We start from the raw sequence: 16,285 nt of genomic DNA, 5'->3' as shown, positions 1-16,285 counted from the left end.
CCCTGCCAGCTTCGGACGGGTCGGCACCGCCAGCGCCCACGAACTTCGCGCTTTCGGGTTGTAGCCTACGGCCCGGCGAGAAACGGCAGGGGCCCACAGGGCCGCCGGCCGCCGCCCGGTCCACACTATCGACGCGCGGCCAGCCTACGGCCGATGGGCCGGGTAGACCATGGCTGGCAACAAGGTCCACCGCCGAGGTCGCCAGAAACACCTCTCCGAACGAGGTGGCCAAGCAGAACGACGACAGTGCGGGCAACCAACCGCGCGTTCGCCGACCATGTTCGGGAGGCCGCGCGTCCACCGCCGAGCATTGCGGTCCGGGGCATCGCTCGCCGCCCGCGCCAACGCCACCCGCTGCGCCGCCAACCGCTACTCCCCGGACTGCCGGCCCGCCGGTCGCAGTCAGTCCCACGGTCCGCGGAAAAACGGTCGAGCCCGACCCTGGGTCGAAAAGGACCAGAGCCGGGCTCGACCGGACACGAAGAAACGAAAGTCAGCGGCCTCGGGCTCGGCCGCCACCGCGCCGGCCCGATTCGGCCCGGGCTGCCGCCCGGCGCTTGGCCAGCGCATCACGCAGCGCTGGACCGACCAGACGCTCGCGCACGATCTCCACCACGGTCGTCGGCGGGTCGATCAACCCCGCACCGCAGTGCCGGACCTCGGGTGCCGCGCCACCGAGCCGGGCAACGGCCTTGCCGTACTCGGCGACCTCTTCGGCGGCCGAGGAACCCTTCAGCGCGAGTACCCGGCCGCCCAGGGTGGTCAGCGGAAGGCACCAGCCCGCGAGCCGGTCGAGCGGGGCCACCGCGCGGGCGGTGACGATGTCGGCCGGCACCGGCAGCCCGACGGGTCCGCCGCCGGCCAGTTCCTCCGCACGCGTACGGAGCACCGCCACCGAGGAGTCCAGGCCGAGGGCGGTCACCGCCTCGGTCAGGAAGGAGGTCCGTCGTGCCAGCGGTTCGACGAGTACGACCGACAGGTCCGGACGTGCGATCGCGAGCACGATGCCGGGCAGCCCGGCCCCGGAACCGACGTCCAGCACAGAGGACCCGGTGGGGATGAGTTCGGCGACAGCCGCACAGTTCAGCAGGTGTCGGGCCCAGATCCGGGGTGCCTCGCGTGGGCCGATGAGGCCGCGGAGCACCCCGTCGGTCGCCAGCAGTTGCGCGTACGCGGTCGCCAGGTCGAGCCGGTCGCCGAAGAGCGTACGGGCGGCGTCGACCAGGTCGTCCGGCAGCGACACGTCGGTGGGATCGGGTTCGGCCGTGTTCGGTGCCCCGGAAGGGTCCGAAGCGGCGGGATGCCCGGCACGTTCCACCCCGTCCGACCCGGCAGACGAAGACGGCCCGGGCGGTGTGTCACCACCCGGGCCGGCGGCGGCGTGAGCCGCAGGGTCGTACGTCATCACCCGGTCAGGCAACCGGACGGACGACGATACGACGGCTGGGCTCGACGCCCTCCGACTCACTCTCGACACCGCTGATCGCGTTCACCACGTCGTGTACGCACTTGCGCTCGAACGCGGACATCGGCTCGAGGCGTACCGGCTCGCCGTGTTCCTTGACCTTCTCCACCGCGTTCTTCGCCACCGCGGCGAGTTCCTTGCGCCGGGTCGCGCGGTAACCGCCGACATCGAGCAGCAGTCGGCTCGGCGTACCGGTCTGGCGGAAGACCGCGAGCCGGGTCAGCTCCTGGAGGGCCTCCAGCGTGGCGCCGCGCTGACCGACCAGCGGTTGCAGCCGACCCCCCACCACCTCGACGACCGGCCGGCCGGCCGACACCAGCTCGTCGATGTCACCGTCGTAGTCGAGGATGTCCAGCAGGCCTTCGACATAGTCCGCGGCGATCTCGCTCTGCCGGAACAGGTCGGCGTCGGTGGTCGCGGGCTTGGCGGCCGCCGCCTCTGCGCGCACCTCGGTACCGCCCTCGGCGGCTTCCTCGTCGGTGTCGTCCTCGGCCTCGGTCTCGACCGTGATCGGGTCCGTCTCTTCTTCGAGGGTCTGCTGCTCGGCGCGCGGAATGCTGGTGTCGGTCACGGTCTCATCTCCGTACTCGCTCGGCCGGACCCGTACGGTCCGCTGATTCCCGGGCCCGGCGGGAGGTCGCCGAGTGCCACGGGCACGTCTTCTCGGGCGATTTCGCCCGCTACCGCGACGGCGCGCGGAGGAATCCGGGTGTCCGGCGCCGGGCGCGCTGGCGGCTGCCTGGACTCCGGATTCCTGTGGGCTGCCGGCGGGGTGGGTACCGCCGGCAGCCCGATGGCTCAGCCCTGACGCTTGGCCGGGCGACCCTTCTTGGGGTTGACCGGCTTGGCGCCCGGCTTCGGAGCCAGCGCCTTGGTGTCGACGGTGGGCTTGGGCGCCGGCTGGGCGCCGTTGGCCTTGGTACGGCCGAAGAGACCGCTCGGCTTGGCCGCCGGTGCCGCCTTGCTGCCGGTCCCCTGACGGTTGCCGGTCCCCGCGGTACGCGAGCCGGAGCCGGGCAGGCCGGGCAGGCTGGCGGTGGGCGGCGGCGGGTACTTCCGCAGCACCCACTGCTGCTGGCCGAGGGTGAAGAGGTTGTTGGTCACCCAGTAGATGATCACGCCGATCGGGAAGATCGAGCCGGAGATGAGCAGCGAGGCCGGGATGCCGTAGAGCATCAACCGCTGGATCATGCGCTGCTGCGGGTCCTGGGCCCAGCCGGTCTTCAGGATCATCTGACGGCTGGTCAGGTAGGTGGTCGCCATCATGATGAGGACCAGGACACCCGCCATGACCTTCACGGTGGTCGGGTTGGCGCCCAGCTCGCTCAGCTGCTCGCTGGTCGAGCCGAACCGGCCGGAGATCGGGGCCGTGAAGAGCTTCGCGTTGGACGCGCTGGTGAACTGGTCCAGGCTCCAGCCGTAGATCGTCGGCTGGGGGTTGTCCGGGCTGAGCCGGCGGAGTACGTGGAAGAGGCCGAGGAAGACCGGGATCTGCAGGAACATCGGAAGGCAACCCATCAGGGGGTTGGCCTTCTCCTTCCGGTACAGCTCCATCGTTTCCTTCTGGAGCGTCTCCCGGTCACCCTTGTGCTTCTCCTGCAGGGCCTTGATCTGCGGCGCGAGTGCTTGCATCGCCCGCTGCGACTTGATCTGCTTGACGAAGACCGGGAAGAGGATCACCCGGACGGTGATCACCAGGAAGATGATCGAGAGGATCCAGGCCCAGTTCGTACCGAGGGCCGCTGTTGCCGGTACCCCTATCGCGTCCCACGCGGAGTGCCAGATCAGCAGGATCCACGAGATCCCCCAGTAGATCCAGTCGAGACTCAATTCGGGGCTCCAGTCACATCGGCATGTCGGCGGCCGCCCGGCTCCGGCACCGGGTCATATCCACCAGGGTGGAAAGGGTGGCAGCGCGACAGCCGCCAGACCGCGAGGCCGGATCCCCGGAGGGCACCGTGCCGCGTCACCGCCTCAAGGGCGTACGCGCTGCACGACGGGTAGAACCGACAGCGGGCCGGCAGCGCCGGGCTTATCCAACGACGGTACGCGACGATGGCTCCTGCCAGCACACGGGCACCGAGTGTGGTGGCTCGGGACCTCCCGGTCACCCCGCTCATTCGGGTCGCCGCCCCGAGCGGCGGGGCCGCCGGGCTGCGGCGAGCGCCGCGTCCAGGTCGCCTGCGAGCCGGTCGTACGTCAGGTCGGCGGCGCCGGGCAGCGCCCGTACGACGAGGGTCGTGCCGGCCGGCAGGTCGGTCAACCGCTCCCGCACCAGGTGCCGCAACCGACGACGGACGCTGTTGCGGACCACCGCCCCGCCGACGGCCTTGGAGACGACAAAACCGGCGCGGGCCGGCACGGAGTTCTGCTCCGCGCCGGCCGGACGCACCGGCTCTGGCGTTGCTGTATCGGGCCCGACGGTCGGCGAAGCGGACGGCAGGTCGAGGTGGACCACGACGGCGCCTCTGCCGGCACGCCGTCCGCCGCGGACCGCAACGGCGAAGTCGCCGCTACGCCGCAGTCGCTGCGCGGCCGCCAGCACGACGTCTACATCCCCGGGGCCGGGCCGATCGGCCCTCAGGCCGACAGGCGGTCACGGCCCTTGGCGCGACGGGTCGAAAGGATGGCACGGCCGGCGCGGGTACGCATGCGCAGCCGGAAGCCGTGGGTCTTCGCGCGCCGGCGGTTGTTCGGCTGGTAGGTGCGCTTGCTCACGTCAGGCTCTCCGTCTTCGTACGAGCCCCGGTCGGTCGACTACGGGGTCGGATGGTGGTCCGCCCGTCGACCACCGAAACGGGGTGGCCTACGGTCGATGCTGCCCGGTGGTGCACGGACCGGCGAGGCGCGGGGTGGCGACCGCGGACAGCAAGCACCCATCACCCTAGCAGAGGGCGAGAGAGCAGCCGCTAAAGCCTACGCACGGGCGCAATGACCGTCAAACACCACGGAGGGCGTGCCAAAAAATCGGTCAGGATCGGACGGCCAGGCCGTAAGCGGTAGTTTTCGCCGATGTTCCGCCCACCCGCACCGGTCCGACGGTTGAAGCGTTGTGGAGAACGCTGTTAGCGTGCCCGTTTGCCGGTGAGCGTCAGGGGGGTCGGTGCCGCCGCCGTGCAAAACTGGACAAGCTAGTCGATCGTTCGACAGGTGAACCCGCGTCAGCGCTGATTCAGCCGGGGGCAGGTAGGACACAGGTCCTGCGGGAAGCCACAATCAGTCGATACACAGGTTGTGGATAACTTGTGGACGACGGTCGGTCAACCGCAGGGCATGCCAGGTCGTGCCTGTTCGAGAGCGGTAGCAGGCCCGGAACGGTCGACTGGCAAGACAGCAGCGGCGGCCGGGAACGCAGAGGCGATGGGGGTGGCGCGACGGTGGCCGACACGATCGACCTTGCCGCGGTGTGGCTGGCCGCAACCGATGATCTTGCCGACGAAATTATCTCGGCGCAACAGCGCGCGTACCTCCGCCTCACCCGCCTGCGGGCCATCGTCGAGGACACCGCACTGCTGTCGGTCCCGGACGCGTTCACCCGCGACGTCATCGAGTCCCGGCTCCGGCCCGCGATCACCGACGCGCTCTCCCGGCATCTCGGTCGGGCCATCCAGGTCGCGGTCACGGTACGACCGCCGGAAGACGGCCAGGGACGACCGACCGGCACGTTGTACGGCAGCGGCACCCCGAATCCCGCCCCGAGCGGATACGCCCCGGCCCCCGGCCCCGGTGCCTACGGACCACCGCCGGAGCTGCCACGGGACACCGCGCCCACCGGCCCCGTCGACCGGGTACCGACCGGCTCCGCCCAGTACCCCGCCGCCCCGGTCGAACCGCCCCGGATGGGGATGATCCCGAACAGCCGCGACGGCGGACAGGACACCCTCTTCGGCCCCGGCTACCCGGACCACACCGGTTATCCCCCCGAGCAGCAGTACCCCGAGCCGGGCTACCCGGACGGCTCCTACACCGACCAGGGCCGGCCGCCGGCACCACTGCAGGAGCGGCGCAACCTGGACGACCGTGGCGTCGAGCGGGGCCCGCACGGCCTCGACCCCCGGCAGGTGGAGCATCGCTACCGGGACGACTCGATCGGCGGGCACGGCGATCCGGGGCCGCGCGGTCTGGCTCGCGACAACGGCACGGACAGCGGCCCCGGCCGCGGCGGTTCCCCGATGGACCACCGGACCCCGGGCCGTGACGACCGCCGGTTGGGCGGCGGCATGGACAGCGGGAGCAGCGGGGGTAACCGGCTGAACCCGAAGTACATGTTCGAGACCTTCGTCATCGGCTCGTCCAACCGGTTCGCCCACGCCGCCTCGGTTGCGGTCGCCGAGTCGCCGGCCAAGGCGTACAACCCGCTCTTCATCTACGGCAGCTCCGGGCTGGGCAAGACCCACCTGTTGCACGCCATCGGGCACTACGCCACGACGCTGGGCAACGCCCGCTCGGTGCGGTACGTCTCCACCGAAGAGTTCACCAACGACTTCATCAACTCGCTGCGCGACGACAAGACCAGTGCGTTCCAGCGCCGCTACCGCGACGTCGACATCCTCCTGATCGACGACATCCAGTTCCTGGAGAACCGCGAGCGGACCCAGGAGGAGTTCTTCCACACCTTCAACACCTTGCACAACGCGAACAAGCAGATCGTGATCAGCTCCGACCGCTCGCCCCGGGACCTGGCGACGTTGGAAGACCGGATGCGTACCCGGTTCGAGTGGGGGCTGTTGGCCGACATCCAGCCGCCGGACCTGGAGACGCGGATCGCGATCCTCCAGAAGAAGGCCGCCCAGGAGCGCATGTACGCCCCACCGGACGTACTGGAGTTCATCGCGTCGCGGGTGTCGAACTCGATCCGGGAGTTGGAGGGCGCCCTGATCCGGGTTACCGCGTTCGCCAGCCTTACCCGGGCGACGGTCGAGCTGTCGCTGGCCGAGGAGGTCCTGCGCGACTTCATCCCGGACGGCTCCGGCCCGGAGATCAACGCCGACCAGATCATGGTCTCCACCGCCGACTACTTCGGGGTGAGCCTGGAGGACCTGCGCGGCCAGTCCCGGTCCAGGGTGCTGGTCAACGCTCGCCAGGTGGCCATGTACCTGTGCCGCGAACTGACCGAGCTGTCGCTGCCCCGGATCGGTCAGGCGTTCGGCGGCCGGGACCACACCACGGTGATGCACGCCGACCGCAAGATCCGTCAGCAGATGGCCGAGCGGCGTTCGCTCTACAACCAGATCGCCGAGCTGACGAACCGGATCAAGCAGAACACCTGAAGCGGGTCGCGCCGTCGGCCGGACCCGCAACGGGTGCCGACCTTCCCGCGCCGTGACCGACCCCGCAGATAACCAACGGGTACGTCGGCGCTAGCCCGCGTACGCGTCCCCACCCGCTCTGCCGCTGCGGTGTCCGTGGCGGGTGCTCCGCCCGTACCCGATTGTCCGAGTGCTCGTGGCGCCCCCCGAAACTCGGCCGGTGGCGCGCGCCCGTACCGGGGTCGGTCGGATCGTCCGGTCGGGTGAGGTCGGCCGACGATCGGACGAGATCCGGCGGCGGGCGCGGGGCTTTCCCACGGCGCATCTCGGCCCGGATCGGGCGCCGTGCCGAGGGTCGGAGGGCACCGGCAACGGCGGATGGGCGCCTCGACCGACCTGTGGGCGGCGATCGGCGGTGGATGGGCGGAAGTTGTCCACACCTTGTTATCCACCGACGGTGGACAACCGGTAGTGCCGATCTTCCCTGCTATCCACAACCTGTGGACAACTTCTGGGGAAACCGCTGTGGACAGACACGCTCCGTAGTCGAGTTATCCACGGACGCCCGCGGGCTGTGGACCGGCTGTTGAAGGTTCTGGGGACAACGATGATCGATGGGGATTCGGCTGTCCCCAGGCTTGGGGAGAAACCCGGTGGAGAACCGGTGGACAACCGGTGGACAACCGTGGACAACTGCCGGCCGCCGCCGGGCTGTGGATCGCGAGCCGGGTTTTACCCCAGGTTTTCCCCAGCGAACCCACCGGTGGATAATCCTCTGGCCAGGCCAAACGCCGCTCATCCACAGTTTGCACAACACCGATGAAGACGATGAGTTTTATCTCTAAGACAACAAAAACCAATCATCACCGTTGGGCATTCTGTGGATTCAGCTGATCGACCCGACCAGAGCCCTGCACCGAGTACCGAACCACCGGGGTCGGGCGCACAGCCGATGACATCGCGGCCTAAGGTGCGATGGGGATCCGCACGGTTGGCCGGGCGGGCAGGCAGCACCCGGCATGAGACAGTGGTCGCTGACGTCGACGCGGAGGCAATGGCATGAAGTTCCGAGTGGAGCGCGACGCGCTCGCCGACGCCGTGGCCTGGACGGCCAAGAGTCTGCCGAACCGGCCATCGGTTCCGGTGCTCGCCGGTGTGATGCTGCGGGTCGCCGAGGGCAGCCTGCACGTGTCCGGCTTCGACTACGAGGTCTCGAGCCAGGTGACGGTGGACGTACAGGCCGACGCGGACGGCGCGGCACTCGTCTCCGGCCGACTGCTCGCCGAAATCACCAAGGCGCTGCCGGCCAAGCCGGTGGACATCGCCGCGGTCGGCTCGCACCTGGAACTGGTCTGCGGCAGCGCCCGGTTCACCCTGCCGACCATGCCGGTCGAGGACTACCCCACGCTGCCCGAGATGCCCGCCAGCGCCGGCACCATCGACGCCGCCGCGTTCGCCTCGGCGGTCAGCCAGGTGGCGATCGCCGCCGGGCGCGACGAGACGCTGCCAATGATGACCGGCGTACGGATCGAGCTGAACGGCAGCACGCTGGCGATGCTCGCGACCGACCGTTACCGGCTCGCGCTGCGCGAGATGCAGTGGCAGCCGGACGACCCGGAGATCAGCCTGAACGCGCTGGTGCCGGCCAAGACCCTGCACGACACCGCGAAGACGCTCGGTCCGACCGGCGGCCAGGTGGTCATGGCCCTGGCCCAGGGCGCGGCCGGCGAGGGAATGATCGGTTTCGCCGGTGGCACCCGGCGTACCACCAGCCGGTTGCTGGACGGCGCCAACTACCCGCCGGTCCGGTCGCTCTTCCCGAGCAGCCACAACGCCGAGGCACGGGTCGCGGTCAGCGGGCTGATCGAGGTCGTCAAGCGCGTCTCGCTGGTCGCCGAGCGGACCACCCCGGTGCTGCTGAGCTTCAGCTCGGACGGCCTGGTGGTCGAGGCTGGCGGCACCGAGGACGCGCGGGCGAGCGAGGCGATGGAGGCCACCTTCACCGGTGAGCCGTTGACCATCGGCTTCAATCCCGGCTACCTGATCGACGGGCTACAGAATCTGGGCGCCGCGACGGCGGTCTTCTCGTTCGTCGACGCCTTCAAGCCCGCGGTGATCTCCCCCTCCGGGGAAGACGGGGAAGTAATCCCCGGCTATCGCTATTTGATCATGCCGATTAGGGTCACCCGCTGACCCCGAATCGGTAGAACGTAACTCATAAGGGGACACGGAAATGCAAATCGGCCTGGTAGGTCTCGGTCGGATGGGCGGCAACATGCGCGAACGGTTGCGCGCCGCCGGACACGAGGTGGTCGGTTTCGACCGTGACCCCGGGGTCACCGACGTTGCCGGTCTCGCCGAGCTGGTCGAGAAGCTGGCCGCCCCCCGGGTGGTCTGGGTGATGGTCCCGGCCGCGGTGACCGAGGCGACCATCGACGAGCTCTCCGGGGTGCTGGCGTCGGGTGACATCGTGATCGACGGCGGCAACTCCCGCTTCAGCGACGACGCCCCGCGGGCAGAGAAGCTGGACCGGTTCGGCATCGGCTACGTCGACGTCGGCGTCTCCGGCGGCGTGTGGGGCCGGCAGAACGGGTACGGCCTGATGGTCGGCGGCTCCCAGGAGCACGTCGACCGGCTGATGCCGATCTTCGAGGCGCTCAAGCCGGCCGGCGAGTTCGGTTTCGTGCACGCCGGCCCGGTCGGTGCCGGGCACTACGCCAAGATGGTGCACAACGGCATCGAGTACGGCCTGATGCACGCGTACGCCGAGGGCTACGAGCTGATGTCCGCCTCCGAACTGGTGACCAACGTGCCCGGCGTGATCAAGTCGTGGCGCGAGGGCACGGTGGTCCGCTCCTGGCTGCTCGACCTGCTCGACCGGGCTCTCGACGAGGACCCGGAGCTGGCCAACCTGCGCGGCTACGCCGAGGACACCGGCGAGGGCCGGTGGACCGTCGAGGAGGCGATCCGCCTGGCGGTGCCGATGAACGTGATCGCCGCATCGCTCTTCGCCCGGTTCGTGTCCCGCCAGGACGACTCGCCCGCGATCAAGGCGGTGGCCGCGCTGCGCAACCAGTTCGGCGGCCACGCCATCCACAAGAACTAGCGCCCGGTGTACGTCCGCCGGCTCGAACTGGTCGACTTCCGCTCGTACGAGCGGGTCGAGCTGGACCTCGAGCCGGGCGGGAACGTCTTCGTCGGCCCCAACGGGGTAGGCAAGACGAATCTCGTCGAGGCACTCGGCTACGTGGCGACCCTGTCCAGTCACCGGGTCGCCACGGACGCCCCGCTGGTACGGGTCGGCGCGAGCGCCGCGGTGCTGCGGTGCGCGATCGTGCACGACGGCCGGGAACTGCTGGTCGAACTGGAGATCGTCCCCGGCAAGGCGAACCGGGCCCGGCTGGGTCGTTCACCGGTCCGGCGGGCCCGCGACGTACTCGGCGCGCTGCGCCTGGTGCTCTTCGCCCCGGAGGACCTGGAGCTGATCCGGGGCGACCCGGCGGAGCGGCGCCGCTACCTGGACGACCTGCTGGTCACCCGGCAGCCGCGCTACGCCGGGGTCCGGGCCGACTACGAGCGGGTGGTCAAGCAGCGCAACGCGTTGCTGCGGACGTCGTACCTGGCCCGCAAGACCGGCGGTTCGCGGGGTGGCGACCTCTCCACCCTCGACGTCTGGGACGCCCAACTCGCCCGGCACGGCGCGGAACTGCTCGCGGGTCGGCTCGACCTTGTCGCCACCCTGGCGCCGCACGTCACCAAGGCGTACGACGCGGTGGCTGCCGGTCGTGGTGCGGCCGGGATCGCGTACCGACCGTCGATCGAGCTGACCGACCCGGTGCCGGACCGGGCGACGCTCGAGGCGGCGTTGGCTGCCGCGTTGGCCGAGTCCCGCCCGAGCGAGGTCGAGCGCGGCGTCACGCTGGTCGGCCCACACCGGGACGAACTCGCCCTCACCCTGGGGCCGATGCCGGCCAAGGGGTACGCCAGCCACGGCGAGTCCTGGTCGTACGCGTTGGCGCTGCGGCTGGCCGCGTACGACCTGTTGCGGGCGGACGGCATCGAGCCGGTGCTCGCGCTCGACGACGTGTTCGCCGAACTGGACGCCGGCCGACGCGAGCGGCTGGCCGAACTCGTCGGCGGGGCCAGTCAGCTCCTGGTCACCTGCGCGGTCGATGACGACGTGCCGCGCCTGCTGCGCGGATCCCGGTACGCGGTGACGGACGGGACGGTCCGCCGTGCCCACTGAAGCGAACCCGGACCCGAGCCGGAAGCCGGCTTCGAAGGCGAAGCAGAGCACGAGGTCGACACCGCCCAAGGCACCGGCGACCGGATCCGCGTCCGATCCGCCGACGGGGGCCGGTACGACAGCGGAGCAGAGCGGGCCGGAGCTGGCTCGGGCCGTACTGGATGCGGCGCGGGCGCGTCGGGAGACGAACCGGGCGCCGCAGCGGCGCCGGACCGGCGCGGACGCCGACGGGGTGACCGGCGACGACCGGGGTCTGGGCCGCGACGGCCAACCCCGGCGGCGGCTACGGGGTTACTCGGGCCCCGGACCGGATCCGCGCGATCCGCAACTGCTCGGTACGGTGCTCGCCCGCCTGGTCAAGGCGCGTGGCTGGCAGCAGCCCACCGCGGAGGCGACGGTTTTCGGGGCGTGGGAGAAGGTGGTCGGCCCGGACGTGGCCAAGCACAGTCGCCCGATCAAGCTGGAGGACGGCGAGCTGACGGTGGAGGCTGAGTCGACCGCGTGGGCGACCCAGCTACGGCTGCTGGCCGGCTCGCTGTTGAAGCGGATCGCCGGCGAGGTCGGCCATAACGTGGTTCGGAAGCTGCATATCCACGGGCCGACAGCACCGTCGTGGTCGCGTGGGCCACGACGGGTACGGGGGCGTGGCCCACGGGACACATACGGCTGACCGCCGCCACGCCACGCCGCCGGGCGGCCGCCCGACCGACGGTGACCGGAGCCGGTGGCGTCGACACGACCGGTACGGCCCGGGCCCGTTGCCGGCCGAGCGCGAGCCCGGCCGCCACCGAGGCGAGCGCCGCGAGCGCCCCGGCCAGCACCAGCGTCTGGCGCGGCCCGAGGTGTTCGGAGAGCCAGCCGAGCAGTGGTGCACCGACCGCTGCCGAGACGGCGCCGGTGACGCCGACGGCGGCGAGTACCCGACCGCGCATCGCGCCGTCGGTGTCGAGTTGGGCGCGGGTGCCGACGGTGGTGTCGATGAGGACCGCGGTCGCCGCGATCGGCAGGATGAACGCCGCGAAGCTCCAGGTGCCGGGTGCCAGACCGGCCAGGATCTGCATCAGGCTGGCGAGCACCCCGGCACCGATCAGGATGCCGTAGCCCAGTTCGCGTCGTTGGGCGGCGATCAGCGCACCGACCACGGTGCCGACCGCGAAGACGGTCGATAGCAGCCCGTACCCCGAGGCGCCGGCGCCCAGCGGACCGTCGCTCATGGCGGCCATGGTCACCTGGTAGTTACGCCCGAGGCTGCCGAGTACGAAGGCGAGCGCCAGCATGATCAGCACCAGCGGCTGCCCCCGCAGGTACGCGAAACCGGCCCGTACGCCGCCGGTGTCGGAGCGCGTCTCGATCCCGTCGGGCTCCGGTGCGGGGGTGTGCAGGTCGCCCTGCCGGATGGCGAGCAGTGCCAACACCACCGCGGCGAAGCTGATCGCGTTGATCAGGAACAGCGGGGCGGGGCCGGACGCGGCGACCACCACCGCACCGACGCTCATGCCGAGGATCCGGCCGGCCGAGTTGGTGAGCGAGCCGAGCGCGAGGGCGTTGCCGAGGGTGGCGCGGTCGACCAGGGTGGAACCCCAGCGTCCCATCACCGGGCCCTCGACGGCGGAGACGGCGCCGCTGATCAGCGAGATCGCGTAGATCACCGGCAGTCCGCCGGTGTGCGACCAGGCCACGGCCGCCAGCCCCAGGGCGAGCGCGGTGTGCATGACCTGGGTGCCGACCAGCAACGGCCGGGCCGGTAGCCGGTCGGCGAGCGCGCCGCCCCAGGTGCTGAGCAGCAGGGTGGGTACCGCCTGGAGCAGCACCGCCCAGCCCATCGAGGTCACCGAACCGGTCGCCTGGAGCACGAACCAGTTGATGCCGAGTACCTGCATCCAGGTGCCGATGATCGACACGAAGCCGGCGCCGGCCCAGATGCGGTAGTTGCGATGGCGCAGAGCAGCGAATGTGGCGCGCATGGTCGCGAGCCGACCCCCCTCGGACGGCGGCGACGAACGCGCACCAGGTCCCGGACTCCGCCGCCGGCTCTCGGCGACGTGCAATCCTGGCTCAGGAGGTAGCGGATCGCTTACTTCTAGTGATGGAGTTCATGCCCGGCCGCGCTCGGCCTGAGCTGGGCAAACGCCGACCCAGTAGCTACCCGGGCGGTAACAGTCAGGAGTCGGCGTAGACGGCGAAACCACGGTCGGCGCAGCGTCGGTAGAAGCCGGCGAGCACGCTCAGCTCCGACCGTACGAAACTCCACTGCGGGGCCGCGCCCGACTCGTCGCGCAGGGCGTCGAGCCGGTTGTCCAGCCAGCGCAGTTGCTGCTCGGCCAGCCGCCCGTCGGCGAGCGCGGACCGGAGCACGGCACCGACCGTGTCGAAGGTCACCAGATCGCCGTACTGGCGGTGTCCGTCGACGAAGCGTTCGAGGCCGCCGGCGATCCAGGCGCAGCCATCGGGGTCGATCACCGGGTCCTCGTCCTCGGCCGCGGCCTCTGTGGCGTAGAGCACACCGTCGAGCCCGAGCAGAAGATCGACAAGCTCGGTGTACGCGGTCGCGCGTACCGTTCCGGTCTTGGCGATGTGCCCGGCCAGCGCGGCGGTCGGCGCGGCCACCTCGGGCGCGTCGGCGAGGTCGCCGAAGTCCACGAAGTCGGCCGGGGCCACCGGATCGTAGAAGCGGCCGGTACGCGGCCAATGCACCGCGACGTTGTCCAGCCCCATCGGGCGTCACCTTCCTGAGCACGTACCGAACCGGCCGTCCGAGGCACGGCGACAGCGACGCAAAGTTACGGCACGGCGAGCCGTTCGCGCGACCCCCGTGCCCAAGATCCGCCTCCGGGTCGAGCGCGGCGGCGCGGAGCGGCCTTGATCCGACCGGTGGCGTGTGGGGGGAGTCGCGGTAGGCGGGGTGCGGCCGGCTACGGGGGTCTCAGGTGGGTCCGCAGGGGTGCCGCGTACTGGTTCTGTCGTCTCGGCACAGTAGGATTGACATCGAGACGAGGACACGGTGTGGAGCGACGACGCGGGCCAGGTTGGCCTGGGCCACCAGTCCGCACCGGGTCCGAGCCGATCGCGAACCGCGGGCATCCGCGGCGACCGGCGCTTTCGGCCGTATCCGCAGATCAATCGTGGTGCCGGCCTGTGCGCTGAGTCGCGTGCCCGCCAAACCCGCGCCCGCCGCGCCCTGTGCCCGGATGGTGCGAGAAAGTGGCCAAGGTGGCAACGCAGGACAAGCAGGAATACGGTGCCGGGTCGATCCAGGTGCTCGAGGGCCTGGAGGCGGTTCGCAAGCGGCCCGGTATGTACATCGGATCAACCGGCGAGCGCGGTCTGCACCACCTGGTCTGGGAGGTCGTCGACAACGCGGTTGACGAGGCACTCGCCGGATACTGCGACACCATCGAGGTGACGCTGCTCGCCGACGGCGGCGTACGGGTGGTCGACAACGGCCGTGGTTTCCCGGTCGACCTTCACCCCACGCTGAAGAAGCCGGGCGTCGAGGTGGCGCTGACCATCCTGCACGCCGGTGGCAAGTTCGACGGAAAGGCGTACGCGGTCTCCGGCGGCCTGCACGGCGTGGGTGTCTCGGTGGTTAACGCGCTCTCCGTCCGGATGGCGCTGGAGATCCACAAGGACGGCTTCGTCTGGCGGCAGCAGTACCACAACTCCAAGCCGACGCCGCTGGAGAAGGGCGAGAGCACCAACCTCACCGGCTCCTCGGTCGCGTTCTGGCCGGACCCGACGATCTTCGAGACGATCGAGTTCACCTTCGAGACCATCTACCGCCGCCTGCAGGAGATGGCGTTCCTCAACCGGGGCCTGACGATCCAGTTGCGCGACGAGCGGGTCCAGGAGGACGACGGCAAGCCGCGCGAGGTGACCTTCTGCTACAAGGGCGGCATCTCCGACTTCGTCCGGCACCTGAACGCCTCGAAGAGCCCGATCCACAAGACGGTGGTCGAGTTCGGGGCCGAGGAAGAGGGCATGTCGGTCGAGATCGCCATGCAGTGGAACGAGTCGTACGGCGAGTCGGTCTACACCTTCGCCAACACGATCAACACCCACGAGGGTGGTACCCACGAGGAGGGCTTCCGGGCCGCGTTGACCGGTGTGGTCAACAAGTACGGCATCGAGAAGAAGTTCCTCAAGGGGGACGAGAAGCTCTCCGGCGAGGATGTCCGGGAGGGGCTGGCCGCGATCATCTCGGTGAAGCTGTCCAACCCGCAGTTCGAGGGTCAGACCAAGACCAAGCTGGGCAACACCCCGGTGAAGAGCTTCGTGCTCCGGGTCTGCAACGAGTGGCTGGTGGACTGGTTCGAGCGCAACCCGGCCGAGGCCAAGCTGATCATCACCAAGGCGACCCAGGCATCCCGGGCCCGGATAGCCGCGCAGCAGGCGCGCAAGCTGGCCCGGCGCAAGTCGCTGCTGGAGTCCGGTTCGATGCCGGGCAAGCTCGCCGACTGCCAGTCGACCGACCCGCGCGAGTCCGAGGTGTTCATCGTCGAGGGTGACTCCGCGGGTGGCTCGGCCAAGCAGGGGCGTGATCCGCGTACCCAGGCGATCCTGCCGATCCGCGGCAAGATCCTCAACGTGGAGAAGGCCCGGATCGACCGGGTGCTGAAGAACAACGAGGTCCAGGCGTTGATCACGGCGCTGGGTACCGGCATCCACGACGACTTCGACATGGAGAAGCTGCGCTACCACAAGGTCGTGCTGATGGCCGACGCGGACGTGGACGGCCAGCACATCCAGACCCTGCTGCTGACGCTGCTGTTCCGCTTCATGCGGCCGCTCGTCGAGATGGGTCACGTCTACCTGGCCGCCCCGCCGCTCTACAAGATCAAGTGGAACAAGAAGGGCGACGACGCCCAGTACGCGTACTCCGACCGGGAACGGGACGGGCTGATCGCGCTGCGGCAGCAGAAGAAGCCCAACGCCAAGCCGGACGACATCCAGCGGTTCAAGGGTCTGGGCGAGATGAACTACCCGGAGCTTTGGGAGACCACGATGAACCCGGCAACGCGTACGCTGCGTCAGGTCACGCTCGACGACGCTGCAACCGCTGATGAGCTATTCAGCGTCCTGATGGGTGAGGACGTGGAGGCACGACGGTCGTTCATCCAGCGAAACGCGAAGGATGTCCGGTTCCTCGACATTTAAGGCTGCTCCCGTACGGCGGGATCTTCCTGATCGTGTCCTGGTTTCCGGGTGACCGACGGTGGACATCAGGATGACCAGTGGGTGCACGGAGACTTGAATCCACATGGTTATCCACAGCTTCGACGGTTTCCACAGCCGTTATCCACAGGTAAAGCGGCTAATTAGTCTGAT

The 16,285-nt window shown here is 69.8% G+C and carries 12 protein-coding genes and 2 pseudogenes; 6 read left to right on the top strand and 8 right to left on the bottom strand.

The features are described from left to right. Nucleotides 1–493 precede the first annotated feature (493 nt). The 6 genes from rsmG to rpmH all read right to left on the bottom strand — a co-directional run bounded on the left by rsmG (nt 494) and on the right by rpmH (nt 4,183). Nucleotides 494–1,405: a 16S rRNA (guanine(527)-N(7))-methyltransferase RsmG gene (gene rsmG / locus AB0J90_RS14945; RefSeq protein WP_363596002.1), complete on the bottom strand. Its 912-nt coding sequence runs from the start codon at nt 1,403–1,405 to the stop codon at nt 494–496. A 7-nt stretch (nt 1,406–1,412) separates the two neighbouring features. Further along, nucleotides 1,413–2,021, bottom strand: a complete 609-nt coding sequence (locus AB0J90_RS14940; protein WP_363596263.1) for a R3H domain-containing nucleic acid-binding protein — start codon at nt 2,019–2,021, stop codon at nt 1,413–1,415. A gap of 242 nt (nt 2,022–2,263) precedes the next feature. Continuing rightward, nucleotides 2,264–3,295 carry a membrane protein insertase YidC gene (gene yidC, locus AB0J90_RS14935; protein WP_363596000.1) on the bottom strand — a complete coding sequence of 344 codons (1,032 nt, stop codon included), beginning with the start codon at nt 3,293–3,295 and terminating at the stop codon, nt 2,264–2,266. Next, nucleotides 3,292–3,585 (bottom strand): membrane protein insertion efficiency factor YidD, encoded by a 294-nt coding sequence (gene yidD / locus AB0J90_RS14930; protein ID WP_363595998.1) that lies wholly within the window; start codon nt 3,583–3,585, stop codon nt 3,292–3,294. The genes yidC and yidD overlap by 4 nt, the downstream gene beginning before the upstream one ends. After that, nucleotides 3,582–4,010 carry a ribonuclease P protein component gene (rnpA, locus tag AB0J90_RS14925; RefSeq protein WP_363595996.1) on the bottom strand — a complete coding sequence of 143 codons (429 nt, stop codon included), beginning with the start codon at nt 4,008–4,010 and terminating at the stop codon, nt 3,582–3,584. The genes yidD and rnpA overlap by 4 nt, the downstream gene beginning before the upstream one ends. Nucleotides 4,011–4,045: 35 nt before the next feature. Then, nucleotides 4,046–4,183, bottom strand: a complete 138-nt coding sequence (gene rpmH, locus AB0J90_RS14920; RefSeq protein ID WP_091249168.1) for a 50S ribosomal protein L34 — start codon at nt 4,181–4,183, stop codon at nt 4,046–4,048. 659 nt (nt 4,184–4,842) lie between these two features. Between rpmH and dnaA the strand changes: the two genes are divergently transcribed. From dnaA to AB0J90_RS14895, 5 genes and pseudogenes are all read left to right on the top strand, one after another. Next, nucleotides 4,843–6,735 (top strand): chromosomal replication initiator protein DnaA, encoded by a 1,893-nt coding sequence (dnaA, locus tag AB0J90_RS14915; RefSeq protein WP_363595994.1) that lies wholly within the window; start codon nt 4,843–4,845, stop codon nt 6,733–6,735. 1,038 nt (nt 6,736–7,773) lie between these two features. Further along, entirely contained in the window at nt 7,774–8,907 is a 1,134-nt protein-coding gene (gene dnaN / locus AB0J90_RS14910; protein WP_363595992.1) for a DNA polymerase III subunit beta, read from the top strand. Between the two features lie 40 nt (nt 8,908–8,947). Further along, nucleotides 8,948–9,820 carry a phosphogluconate dehydrogenase (NAD(+)-dependent, decarboxylating) gene (gene gnd / locus AB0J90_RS14905; protein WP_326561866.1) on the top strand — a complete coding sequence of 291 codons (873 nt, stop codon included), beginning with the start codon at nt 8,948–8,950 and terminating at the stop codon, nt 9,818–9,820. A 6-nt stretch (nt 9,821–9,826) separates the two neighbouring features. Next, on the top strand, nt 9,827–10,960 hold the full coding sequence (gene recF / locus AB0J90_RS14900) for a DNA replication/repair protein RecF (protein WP_363595990.1): 1,134 nt from the start codon (nt 9,827–9,829) through the stop codon (nt 10,958–10,960). A 124-nt stretch (nt 10,961–11,084) separates the two neighbouring features. Then, nucleotides 11,085–11,630: pseudogene (locus tag AB0J90_RS14895) on the top strand (DciA family protein); the annotation flags it as partial. 106 nt (nt 11,631–11,736) lie between these two features. Here the strand turns inward: AB0J90_RS14895 and AB0J90_RS14890 are convergent. After that, a pseudogene (locus AB0J90_RS14890) lies at nt 11,737–12,924 on the bottom strand (MFS transporter); the annotation flags it as partial. A gap of 196 nt (nt 12,925–13,120) precedes the next feature. Continuing rightward, nucleotides 13,121–13,675, bottom strand: a complete 555-nt coding sequence (locus tag AB0J90_RS14885; RefSeq protein WP_326561868.1) for a hypothetical protein — start codon at nt 13,673–13,675, stop codon at nt 13,121–13,123. A gap of 495 nt (nt 13,676–14,170) precedes the next feature. Here AB0J90_RS14885 and gyrB point away from each other — a divergent pair, with 495 nt between their 5' ends. After that, on the top strand, nt 14,171–16,114 hold the full coding sequence (gene gyrB / locus AB0J90_RS14880; protein WP_363595988.1) for a DNA topoisomerase (ATP-hydrolyzing) subunit B: 1,944 nt from the start codon (nt 14,171–14,173) through the stop codon (nt 16,112–16,114). The last annotated feature ends 171 nt before the right edge of the window (nt 16,115–16,285 follow it).

Source organism: Micromonospora sp. NPDC049523, assembly GCF_040676775.1.
Classification (GTDB): domain Bacteria; phylum Actinomycetota; class Actinomycetes; order Mycobacteriales; family Micromonosporaceae; genus Micromonospora_G.
The sequence above is the reverse complement of the archived record's forward strand: the minus strand, read 5'-3'. Positions and strand labels throughout refer to the sequence as shown.